Genomic DNA, 12,814 nt, shown 5'->3' with positions numbered 1-12,814 from the left:
TAAATTTAAACGAAAAGCTAAATATTTTATTGTTTTTTACAACAAAATAACATTATTGATGGGTAATTATTTAGAATGGATATAGATTAGCGTTTGATGTAATATTTTTGTGTTGATAAAAATTGATATTTTTTAGTTGAAATTTAATATACAATGCGATATCTGTTATTAATTTAGTAAAATGATGTTTTATAGGTTGTTAATTTAAGTTATTGTGATAAACTTCACAAAAGGGTATTGCTGATGTTAAATTTTATTAACATATTTGCCAATTAAATATTAAAATATGTTAATATGAATGTGAAATTAAGAATTTTGACCGCAGGTGTTTTGTTTTTTACAGGACAGGCGTTAGTGGCACAGCAGGACTCAACTAAAACTCAAAATATTGAGGAGGTTGTTGTAGTCGGCTATGGGACCCAAAAGAAGGCAGATGTAACTTCCTCTATTACAACCGTGAAAGGAAGTGATATCGCCAATTTGAATACTCCTACGTTCGAAGCGCAATTAGCGGGTCGGGCATCGGGCGTACAGGTGGTAAGTAGCTCAGGCGATATTGGCAGAGCGCCAACAGTGCGTATTCGGGGGGTGAATACGATAACGTCTGGTACATCGCCATTATATGTGGTTGATGGAGTTCCTATTTTTGCCGGCGATACCGGTGGCGGGAATACTTACACCAATGCATTGGCGGATATTAATCCCGCTGATATTGAATCGATGACCGTGCTGAAAGATGGGGCAGCAACTGCAATTTACGGCTCTCGCGCCGCTAATGGGGTTGTCTTGATTACTACAAAAAAAGGGAAAAACGGAAAATTTACGGTATCTTATAATAACATGTTCAGTGTAGCAAGTGTAGTGAAGAAATTGGATCTACTGGAGACTCCCGACTTCTTGACAATTTCTAATGAAAAAGCAAAAGCAGCTGGAACAGTATGGGCTAAAGGAAGCGATTATAATACTGATTGGCAAAAAGCGGTGCTTAGAGCAGGTACGCAGACCGATCATTTCTTGTCGATGACTGGTGGGCTCGGAAAGGGTAACTATTACGCATCTCTAGGATATACAAAGCAGGAAGGGGTGATTACCCCAAATGCCATGGAGAGAATTTCACTGAGAATGAACGCCGATCAAAAGGTTACAGATTGGTTTAAACTCAGTACTAATTTTGCCTACTCGGAAACATCTTATAAAGGATTGAATAATGGATATAATTCAATTTCCGGAGCAATGTTTAGTGCAGTGCGTCAATTGCCTAATACACCGATATATGATACCAGAACACCTACTGGTTATAATATTTATACGCAAGGCACCGTAAGCAGAGTTGGTCAATGGGATAACTTAATCCCAATTACCAGTGATCTTACAAACATCGCTTATGTTGTGAATAATAATAAATACACTTCTGATCTTTCCAGATTTATTGGGAGTATAGCGGGAGATGTGAAAATTACTGACTGGTTAGATTACAAACTGCAAGTAAGTAAAGACCGTTCTGTCACTACCGGGTTTCTCTATTGGAATAGGGTTCACGGTGACGGTTTTTCAAGAGGAGGGTATATCGATAATAATTACCTGAACCTTGATCGGTGGAATATTCAAAATATCCTGAACTTTAACAAAACATTTGGATCACATAACTTAAATGTGGTTTTGGTTAATGAATACCAAAAGCAGAAAACAAACAGTTTTTTTGCTGATGGTCAGGGATTGTCCTCTGATTTCTTTGGTGATGTAGGGGTGATTTCTGGTTCATATGCAACTCAATATTCCGGTGGAGGTGCTACGGAGAACGGTCTAATTTCTTATGCTGCAAGATTGAGCTATAATTTTGCGAATAAATACTTTGTTCAGGGAACAATCAGAAGAGATGGTTTGTCTTCTTTACCAACGGCGAATAAATGGGGTAATTTCCCAGGAGTTTCCTTGGGATGGACAGTTTCAAATGAAGGTTTTATGAAGGATCTTAACACGCTTTCTGAATTGAAACTGAGGGCATCTTATGGAAAAGTGGGAAATACCGATATTGGAAATTATCCATATTTAGGATTGTATAATAGTTTTAAATATGCTGATTATAATGGTATTGGCTACTCGCAGGCAGGGAATGATCAGCTTAAATGGGAAACAAATACAAAGAAAAACTTAGGTGCAGACTTTGGATTATTGAAAAACAGAATTACATTTAGTGCTGATTATTTTGTTAATGAGAATGACGGGTTAATTCTTGCAGTACCATTATCGCCTTCTTTAGGGGTTCCGGGTAATTCGGTCAATAAAAATATTGGAAGTATGGAGAATCGTGGTTTCGAATTTTCCGCGAACGCTGATATCTTAAAAAATGAAAATCTGAAATGGAGTATTGGAGGTAATTTGACTTTAATGGATAATAAAGTTACAGGTTTGGTAGATGGTAAGGATATTATTCAATCCCAAAACGGCGAAACCGCTTATCTTATCAGAGAAGGAGAATCTTTAAGATCCCTTTACGGATATAAATATTGGGGAGTGAATGCAGCAAACGGTAATCCGGTGTACTATAAAGCTGATGGTTCTTTGGTGCAGGCGAATATTGCCAATCAGGGCTATTATTTATTTGATCCTACCAATCCAGGTAACCTGGGAACCGCTTCTTCATTGACAAATGATGATAGACAAATATTAGGGAATACGCTTCCAACCTATTTTGGTTCTGTGAATACGACATTACAATATAAGAGATTTGATTTTAGTGTAATGGCAAGATTTAGCGGGGGAAATAATATTTTTAATGTTACAAGAAGAGAATTGCTCAACCAGGACTTTTATAACAACGGATCTGAAATCTTAGGAAGATGGCAAAGTGCCAGCAATCCTGGAGATGGTTGGACTCCGAAATTACATGGAGGTAGAGGAAATTTCATTAATTTAAATGGCCAGGCTACTTCTAGATTTGTGGAGAAGGGTGACTTCGTGAAAATTGATAACATTACCCTCGGTTATTCCTTAGATCCTGCAATGCTGTCCAGTATCAATCTAACTAAGTTTAGGATTTATGGCGTTGTGCAGAATGCAATAATGTTTACCAATTATAAAGGGATTGATCCTGAGATGGAAAATCTGGGAATGGATTATAATGCAGTACCAAGACAAAGAACAATTTCCTTCGGAATTAATGCAACTTTCTAAAAATTATTAATATGAATATCAAAAATATCAAAACAAAAAAGTATTTTTTGTCACTGGCAGTTGCTGCGTTCACTCTCACCGGCTGTAACAGGGAGAATATTATGGAACTTACACCTCATAATCAGATTAGTGAAGAGGTGGCTTTCAGCTCCAAAGAAAACATCATCCTCTCGGTGAATGGGATGTATCAGGCAGCGGCAATCGGGCAGTATAATAACGCAAATCCATCATCCGCAGGTAGGGGTTATCCTTTTGGTGCCGCTTATTTTCAGCAAAACGACATGAGGGGCGAAGATATGGTGAATACAGCTTCTTTCTATGCAATAACTTATACAGGGACTTGGGATCCTTCAGGGGCATTAAATACCGTGTACTACTGGGTAGATACTTACAGGCTAGTTAACAGGGCTAATCTTGTGATCGAAGGCGTTACCAAGGCTATTCAGAGTGGAGTTATTCCGGAAGCAGAAGGGAATGATTATATCGGACAGGCTTTGTTTTTTAGGGCATTCAGTCATTATGAATTGCTTAACTTCTTTGCGCGGCCTTATAAACATACTGCAGATGCATCGCACCTTGGGGTTCCTTATAGGTTGAAAGCAAGCAACTCTTTGCCAACTATTGAAGAGAATGCAAGTCTTCCAAGAGGAACTGTAGCCGCGAATTACACGCAGCTTTTAGCGGATTTAGATAAGGCAGAAACGTTGATGACTTCTAAGGCGGCAAGATCTGCTAAAAACGCCATAGTATACGCAACTAAAGAGGCAGCGATTGCATTAAAAACAAGAGTGTATTTAAGCAAAGCGGATTATCCGAAAGTCATTGAAGAAGCCAATAAATTAAATGGTCTTTATACACTGACTGCGGATCCGAATACTCCTTTTGCTAACAATTACGGTAATACTGAAAGTATTTTCTCTTTGGAAAATTCTGCAACCAACAATCCAAGTGTAAATGGTGCTTTGGCTTCACAATATAATGGTAGAGCTTTAATCGCAATCAGCCCTGTAATCTGGAATCAGCCATCATGGCTGGCAACAGATAAACGAAGAGGTGCCAATCTAGTAAAAACTGTAATGACTGCTGGTACTCCTACTCAGCCTTCGCAACCGTCATTTCTGCTGTCGAATAAATACAAGGATACAAGTACTTTGACGGATGCTTCACCGCTTTTAAGATATGCAGAAGTTCTGCTGAACAGAGCTGAGGCTAAGGCAAGGTTGGGTGATGCTACGTATTTGGCAGACCTGAATTCGGTGAGAAACCGATCTCTAACAAATCCTGCAACAGAGCAGTATGTTGCTTTCACAACACCAGCGGCGGCTGTAAATGCAGTGTTACTGGAAAGAAGAATCGAATTCCTGGCAGAGGGATTGAGGTGGAACACCATCCATAGATTACAGCAGGATGCTCTTACGCCAGCAGTTGGAATTCCGGCGAAATACAGAAATGGTCAGAATCCAACCTATGCGGATTACCAAATCGGAACTCCATATGTTTATAAAACTACTGATGTCCCGGCTATTCCTTATGCTGATCATAAATATGTATGGCCAATCCCAACATTGGAAACGAGTGCTAATCCTGTTTTGGCTGCTCAGCAAAATCCAGGTTATTAATTAAAGTCAGATTTTGATAAGAAATATCAAATGTATTTTTTCAAAAGAAACCGCCAGCAATGGCGGTTTTTTTATGTTTATAATTATTCTAAATAATGTTTTTTTTAAATATTACATTATTAAAAAGGCGAGCTTGAATGGATTAAAAATTACTTAAAGAGTGTATATTTTGAATATTAAATGCATAATGTGTTTTTAATACTCAAAATATACATATAAATGGACACTATTATAGTAGAAAATGAAATTCTCTATTGCTCATGTTAAAACTAATTAACATATTTGCATCTTAAATATTAAAATGTGTTAATATGAATGTGAAATTAAAAGTTTTAACTGCCGGGGTTTTGTTTTTTACAGGACAGGCAGTTATGGCGCAAAAGGACTCAACCAAAACTCAGAATATCGAAGAGGTTGTAGTTGTTGCATATGGTGTTCAGAAAAAGTCTACTTTGACAGGAGCAAACGTACAGGTTGGTGCTAAAGAGATTGAGGAGCGTCCAATTTCAAATGTGCTGCAAGCTTTAGACGGAGCTGGTGCTGGTATTCAAGTTGCTTCCGGTAGTGGGCAACCAGGTGATGGGATTTCTATTAGAATTAGAGGAACGGGATCTTATTCAGTTTCAAATGAGCCTTTAATTATTGTAGATGGTGTTCCTTTTCCGGGAAACTTGAATTCGATTAATCCTAACGATATTGAAAGTTTGAACGTATTGAAAGATGCGGCGTCGACTTCACTATATGGTTCATCTGCTGCGAATGGAGTAATTATGATTACCACTAAAAGAGGTAAGAAAAATTCTTCAAAAATAACTTTGAATACCAGTACTGGTATTAGCAGTAGATTTATTAAAGAATACGACAGAGTGGGTCCTGCTGATTATTATGTGTTAGCTTGGGAGGCAATGAGAAATGGTAGAAGAACGTCAACTCCAGCTGAAGGTATTGCAGCCTCAAACGCCTGGGCTTCTGCTAACTTGATAACAGGAAACTTAAAAACTAATGTTTTTAACGTACCAAATAGTACGTTAGTTGTAGACGGGGTTTTAAATCCTAATGCACAACTGAAATACAATGATTTTGACTGGGCGGAACCTCTAATTGGTGTTGGAGTTAGGCAGGATCACAACTTAAGCTTTACAGGTGGTAATGATAAAAGTACTTACTTTTCTTCTTTGAGTTATTTAAAAGAGGAAGGATATATTACTAAATCAGACTTCGAAAGAATCGGATTGCGTCTTAACGCTGATTCTCAAGTTAAATCTTGGTTGAAATTAGGAACAAGCTTAAATGCTTCGGTAAGTAGTGGCGGTAATGCCGTAGATGGTGTCGACAGCAGTTCTTCTTTTATTAATCCATATTCCTGGACAAGACGGATGGGGCCTATTTATAGCCCATACCAGCATGATCCGGTAACCGGGGAAAGAATGTACGGTCCAGATGGAGAAGTGCTTTATGATGCCGGTGCAATGAGAGGTCCGGATGCAGCATCAGGACGTAACATCGTTTGGGAAACATTATTAAATAATAACACCACTAATACTTATAATGCCCAAGGAAATGTATATGCAGAAATGAAATTACTTCCTGAATTAACCTTCAGAACTAATGGTGCATATAACTATAGGGGAACTCTTAATAAAATCTTTACCAATACTTTTATAGGTGATGCTATCGGTGTTGGGTCTGCTTCAAGAACTGCTTATTTTAACCGTGATTATACTTTTAATCAAGTTTTAACGTATGACAAGTCTTTTGGTAATCATGCTTTTACTGCTCTTGCAGGTCATGAAAACAGTGCTTTTTTACGTGATTATTTATATGGTTATAAAAGAAACCAAAGTGTCGCTGGAGCGTATGAATTTGGTGGATTTGTAGACAATACAAGCATCAATTCTCAAATTGACACCAGAACAAAAGAAAGCTGGTTTGGTAGCTTAAAATATAACTTCTCTGAGAAATATTTATTAGAAGGATCTATCAGATGGGATGCTTCTTCTAGATTCGCAACAGATGTTAGATGGGCTTCATTCTGGTCTGCCGGTGCAGGTTGGGTGATGTCTAAAGAAAATTTCATCAGCAATATTAAAGCGATTAATCTCTTAAAATTAAGAGGGTCTTACGGTGAAGTAGGAAACGATGCTTTATCTTCATGGTATCCTTACCAATCTGTATTCGATTTAGGGTATAATAATGGTACGGAACCGGGAGTTATTTTGTCAAATGTAGCGGATCCATCTATTTCCTGGGAAACTAAAGCCCAGTCAGATATCGCTTTGGAGTTTGAATTATTTAACAGACGCGTAAGAGGGACGATAGAATACTATAACTCAGAAACAAGAGATCTTCTTTTCCCTGTTCCAACTCCTTTGAATCCTGGTATTCCTGGAAACAGTATCCAGACCAATGTTGGTAATGTTACCAATAAAGGATATGAGCTCACAATCGGTGTAGATGTAATCAAAAACCAAAATGTAAAATGGACCGTTAATGCTTATGGTACCTCTTACAAAAATGAGATTACTAAACTTCCACAGGAGTCAATTATTAACGGAAGTAAGAAATTGATGGTGGGGAAAGACCTGTATGCGTTCTGGCTGAAAACTTGGTATGGAGTAGATTCTAGTGATGGAGCAGCATTGTATGTCTTAGATCAGACTTTATATCCGGATTTAAAAGCGGCAGATGTTAGAACCGTGAATGGCACGCTTGTAACAACAAAACAAGCAAAAGCTAAATATGAGTACCAAGGTTCTGCAATTCCAGATTTCTTCGGGAATATTTCTACTACTTTAAATGTTAAGAATTTTGAGTTGTCAGCAGCATTTAACTATCAGTTTGGTGGTAAAATCTATGATACGAACTATGCAGGCCTAATGGTATCTTACCTACAAGGTGGAGCAGCACACGTAGATTTGTTAGACAGATGGACGACTCCAGGTCAAATAACAGATGTGCCGGTACTTAATTCAGTTACAGCAGTTGAAGCTAATGCAGGATCTTCCCGATGGTTGGTGGATGCAAGTTATGTGATGTTGAGGAATGCTTCATTGGGATATAACTTCAATAAAGATGTAGTGAAAAATGTAGGAATAAACAGTCTGAAACTATTTGTAAGTGGTGAAAATCTCTGGTTGTCAAGTAAAAGACAGGGATTAGAGCCTTACCAATCATTTAACGGAACTGTAAACCCTAGATACTCTAGTGCCAGAATTATTACTTTTGGATTAAGTACAACTTTTTAAAAAATCGAAAAATGAAATTTATTAATAAAAAAACAATCTTATTTGCTGCTGCTTCAGTAGTATTGAGCATGGTTTCATCATGCGACAGAGATTATTTGGAAACAGGTCCAACAGATTCTGTAAGTGAGCAGTTGGCTTCTGGTTCTATCGAGAATATAAGTACTATTATTAACGGAATGCATAGAAATATGTATTTAAGACAAAACTCTAGTCAGGGTCAGAACGGGAATACCGGAATTATGATTTATATGGACGTCATGGGTGAGGATTTAATTTTCCCTGCTGCCGGTCCAAACTGGTATGTGAGTACAATCAGATGGTTGGATAATGCCAATGCAAACTCTGGAAACTTATTTTACCCTTACGATTTCTATTATGAGCAGATCAGAATGGCCAATATCGTAATCCTTAAAACTCCAGCAGTTGCAGGTGATCAGGCTGTTAAAGATAAATTAATGGGTGAAGCTTATGCATTTAGAGCATTCTCTTACTACATGCTTTCTCAAATTTATGCAAATAGATATGTTGCTGGTGGTAATAATACTCAAATGGGAGTTCCGTTAAGGTTAGATCTAGAGTTCGAAGCAATTCCTAGAGCGTCATTAGAAGAAGTTTATACTTCTATCAATAATGATCTTACTTCATCATTTGGATTGCTTTCTGGTAAAGCAAGGACAAATAAATCGCATTTTAATGCGAGCGTTGTAAAAGGTTTGATGGCTAGAGTAGCTTTAACTCAAGGGAAATATTCACAGGCGGCTACTTATGCCAAAGAAGCGAGAGCTGGTTTTGCATTAATGACGAATGCTGATTATAAAAAAGGATTCAATAGTTATGATAATACTGAATGGTTATGGGGATATAAGCCTTTAGATACCACTTCTGATTATTTTGGAAACTTTATGGCATATATGTCTAGAAATTATAACTCATCTCAGATTCGTCAGGCTCCAAAAGTAGTGAACAATTTATTGTACGCTAAGTTTGCAACTACAGATGTGAGAACTCAAGTTATTGACCCGACGGGCGCTCATACAGCTCTTAATTTGCCTTCAACTTATTTGAAAGTGCCTTACACTTCTCAGAAATTCTTATCAACAAACTCATCTGGCGCGATTGATAATAATACAAGTTTAGGAGATATTCCATTCATGAGAGCAGCAGAAATGTACTTGATTGAAGCAGAAGCTTTGGCTAGAGATAATAAAGAGGCACAATCTAAGATCGTTTTTAACGAATTCGAGAAAAATAGAAACCCTTCTTATGCTGGCGCTACCACAACCGGTCAAGCTTATGTCGATGAGATCCTTAATAGCAGAAGACTGGAGCTTTGGGGGGAAGGTTTCAGATTCCTAGATCTCAAAAGATTGAACTTACCTTTAGACAGAACGGGTACCAATCAGGTCTCCGCTGTAACAAACAACTTGCTTACTGTTCCTGCAGGAGACAAAAGATGGACATGGTTGATACCACAAGGTGAAATTGATGCTTCTAAAGGATTGGTGAAGCAAAATGATTTATAAAAGCTAATCTGAAAGATACAGTAAATCTTCAATAGAATTTTTTCAATAAGAGAAACCGCCAGCAATGGCGGTTTTTTTATGTTTATCGTTATCAAAACTTTCAATCCAAATTTGTAAGTAATCCTTACCCTCGTGCTTTCCTGTGGAAACTAAGTTTAAAGTTTTCAATAAATGCTGAGGAAACAAAATTTATCAAATATTTATGATAAAATTATCATAAATATCTTAAAAAAGCATAGAGTGGTAGTATTTTTATCATTAGGACATAATAATGATAAATTTATAATAATTCCCGAAGGGTTTTCATATAATGTGAATCATATATTTAATTTGGTTATGTTAAATATAATTAACATATTTGTAGCTTAAATATTAAAAATGTGTTAATATGAATTTGAAATTACAAACATTGAGCGTTGGAGCCATGTTTTTTGTTGGGGCTATTATGGCTTCAGCACAGACTACTTCAGACACTGTAAAAGTGAGCGACATTGAAGAGGTTGTGGTTGTGGGTTTTGGACAGAAAAGAACTGTTCAGGAAATGACCGGATCAGCAAGTACTATGCGGGCAGACAAGATTAAAGATGTTCCGGTTGCTTCTGTAGATAAAATGCTGCAAGGTAGAGTAACTGGTGTGCAAACAGGAAGTTCTTCGGGCCAGCCTGGAGGTATGGCCAGCGTACGTGTTAGAGGAGTGTCGTCTATTAATGGAGTAGTGTCTCCTATCTATGTGGTGGATGGTGTGAGAGTTGCTTCGGGGGATTTAACTACGGGAAATACGACAGCTAATATTTTGGCAAGTATGAACCCTGATGATATTGAAAATATTACAGTGCTGAAAGATGCAGTTTCTACTGCCGTTTATGGTGCTGATGCAGGAGCTGGGGTAATTATTATTACCACAAAATCAGGCAAAAAAGGAAAGGCGAGATTTAACCTTTCAATGAACACAGGTATGAACGAGAGGGCTATTGAAGGGCACAAAGCTTTCAATACAGCTCAATGGAGAGAGTATTTGGCACAGTCAGTAATGAATACTTATAATGCAACACCGTCTTGGGGGCAAACCTTCGCAAACATTGGTGAAGTTTATACTTTTTTGGAAGCGGGCGGAGAAGGTGCTGATCTGCAAAATATCTTCACTTCCACTAATGATACTGACTGGAGAAGAGAGACCCAAAAGACAGGATATCAGCAAAATGTTGACTTCAACATGTCTGGAGGAAATGATAAATTAACGTATTATACCTCTGCGAATTATTTTAGTCAAGAAAGTATTGTTAAAAATTCTGCATTCAGCAGATTGGCATTTACAACAAAAGTTGGATATCAGGCAACTGATAAATTAAAAGTGACAAGTGATTTTCAGGTTTCTCATTCAAATTTGAAAACTTTAAGTCAGGGTGGTGCTTTTTCAAACCCTATTTTAGCGCAATATTTTAACAGACCTACCGACAGAACTAAAAACGATGACGGATCATGGTATTGGGCAGCAAGTAACTCACGACTTTCTAATGGATTATACAATATTCCATACCTCCAAGAAAAGAATTATTCAAAAGCAGGAACTTTAAGAGCGTATGCTAATTTAGGAGTTGAGTATGAAATTTTCAAGGATTTAACTTATAAATTTGTCTTCTCTCCGGAGTATATCAATATCGAAGAAGATACATATTGGAACCCATTGCACGGAGATGGCTACACCTACGGTGGTTACCAAAGAACATCAAATAACAGGTATTTTAATTTCAACGTTCAAAACATCTTGGATTGGAATCGTAAATTTGGAGTACATAATGTCGGTGCTACTTTAATTCAAGAAGCCTATAAAACCGATAATAAATTTTTAGCAGCTACGGGAATTACTGTAGGAACACCAACGCTTGAAACATTATCTAACTTTATCGTTCCTTATGGTTACGAAGGTACAAAAGGTAACAGTTCAAGATATGGTTATGCGGTAACAGGACACTATGACTATAAAAGATTGTTCTTGATAGATGCTTCATTTAGAAGAGATGTTCTCTCTCAATTTGTTCCTGAAAAGAAAGCAGGTAATTTCTGGTCTGCTGGGGTTGGTCTAGACCTTGCTAAAATTGACTACATCAAAAACATCAATATGATTTCTCAGATGAAATTCAGAGCTTCATATGGTAAACTAGGAAACCAAGTTAGTGCGAATCCTTATGCTCTTTACTCATTTACTAGCAACTATAATGATTTTGCTGCAGGTGGGTATTCAGGACTATATAATCCAAATCTGTCATGGGAAACAGTTAATCCATTAAACATAGGATTAGATTTAGGTTTTTGGAATAACAGAGTTACCTTATCTGCTGAATATTTTAACAAGAAAACAAAAGATTTGATTTATAACCTGCCGTTATCAGGATCACAAGGTCTTACCTCGTACGTAGATAATATTGGTACTTTGGTTAACGAAGGTTTTGAATTTGCGTTGAATGCAGATATATTTAGAGGTGATAGAAACGAATTCTCATGGGATTTAGGATTCAATCTCTCAACTTTGAAAAACGAAATTACAGAACTCTATGGAGGTGATGTGAATGGTGGAACAACTACCCTGAGAGTTGGTGAAGGTGTAAGAACTTGGTATCTTAGAAAATGGGCTGGTGTAGATGCTGCAAACGGAGATCCATTATGGTTCAAAGATGGCGTAGGTGGCGAAACTACAAACGATTATTTTGCCGCTAAACAAGCAGTTCAAGGATCGATGTTGAGTAATCTTTACGGTGGACTTAATACAAAAATGAGCTACAAAGGATTTGCATTAGACCTACAATTTACCTATGGATTTGGAGGAAAGATTCTTGATGACTGGGCTTCGTACTTGTATTCTGATGGATATTACTCCGATTACTACCCAGGATATGCAGATGTAATGGGGAACTACTGGACTCCGGAAAATACAACTGCAGCCAATCCAAAACCAATGTATTATTACGGAAATAAGAATTCTTACAGAGTATCAGACCGTGTCTTATATGATTCTGATTATATCAGATTAAGCAATGCGAAGTTCTCTTATTCGTTTGAAAATAAGTTGTTGAACGGAACAGGTCTAACAGGTGCACAAATTTATGTAATGGCGAATAACGCTTGGACACATACCTTTGATGATAGATTGAAATTTGACCCTGAGATTAACCTTTCTGGAGCGTCAAATTTAGGGCTACCAATTCTTAAATCATTTTTATTTGGTGTTAATTTAAGCTTTTAAAAGATAAAAAAA

At 37.3% G+C, this 12,814-nt stretch carries 5 protein-coding genes; all 5 read left to right on the top strand.

Going from position 1 to position 12,814, the window contains the following annotated elements; translation table 11 throughout:
* Window positions 1–294: 294 nt before the first annotated feature.
* The 5 genes from NBC122_RS03145 (at window position 295) to NBC122_RS03125 (ending at window position 12,802) form a co-directional block, all read left to right on the top strand.
* Window positions 295–3,174, top strand: a complete 2,880-nt coding sequence (locus NBC122_RS03145) for a SusC/RagA family TonB-linked outer membrane protein (RefSeq protein WP_133438971.1) — start codon at window positions 295–297, stop codon at window positions 3,172–3,174.
* Between the two features lie 11 nt (window positions 3,175–3,185).
* Complete coding sequence (locus NBC122_RS03140) at window positions 3,186–4,793, top strand: RagB/SusD family nutrient uptake outer membrane protein (RefSeq protein ID WP_133438970.1); 1,608 nt, start codon at window positions 3,186–3,188, stop codon at window positions 4,791–4,793.
* A gap of 311 nt (window positions 4,794–5,104) precedes the next feature.
* Window positions 5,105–8,038 (top strand): SusC/RagA family TonB-linked outer membrane protein, encoded by a 2,934-nt coding sequence (locus tag NBC122_RS03135; protein WP_133438969.1) that lies wholly within the window; start codon window positions 5,105–5,107, stop codon window positions 8,036–8,038.
* Window positions 8,039–8,049: 11 nt separating this feature from the next.
* Window positions 8,050–9,561 carry a RagB/SusD family nutrient uptake outer membrane protein gene (locus NBC122_RS03130; RefSeq protein ID WP_133438968.1) on the top strand — a complete coding sequence of 504 codons (1,512 nt, stop codon included), beginning with the start codon at window positions 8,050–8,052 and terminating at the stop codon, window positions 9,559–9,561.
* 388 nt (window positions 9,562–9,949) lie between these two features.
* Window positions 9,950–12,802, top strand: a complete 2,853-nt coding sequence (locus NBC122_RS03125) for a SusC/RagA family TonB-linked outer membrane protein (RefSeq protein WP_133438967.1) — start codon at window positions 9,950–9,952, stop codon at window positions 12,800–12,802.
* The last annotated feature ends 12 nt before the right edge of the window (window positions 12,803–12,814 follow it).

This window comes from Chryseobacterium salivictor, from assembly GCF_004359195.1.
GTDB classification, from domain to species: Bacteria; Bacteroidota; Bacteroidia; order Flavobacteriales; family Weeksellaceae; genus Kaistella; species Kaistella salivictor.
The sequence above is the reverse complement of the archived record's forward strand: the minus strand, read 5'-3'. Positions and strand labels throughout refer to the sequence as shown.

Coding starts and splice junctions, on each gene's coding strand:
- NBC122_RS03145 (WP_133438971.1), top strand. CDS start 295: ATGAATGTGAAATTAAGAATTTTGACCGCAGGTGTTTTGTTTTTTACA.
- NBC122_RS03140 (WP_133438970.1), top strand. CDS start 3,186: ATGAATATCAAAAATATCAAAACAAAAAAGTATTTTTTGTCACTGGCA.
- NBC122_RS03125 (WP_133438967.1), top strand. CDS start 9,950: ATGAATTTGAAATTACAAACATTGAGCGTTGGAGCCATGTTTTTTGTT.
- NBC122_RS03130 (WP_133438968.1), top strand. CDS start 8,050: ATGAAATTTATTAATAAAAAAACAATCTTATTTGCTGCTGCTTCAGTA.
- NBC122_RS03135 (WP_133438969.1), top strand. CDS start 5,105: ATGAATGTGAAATTAAAAGTTTTAACTGCCGGGGTTTTGTTTTTTACA.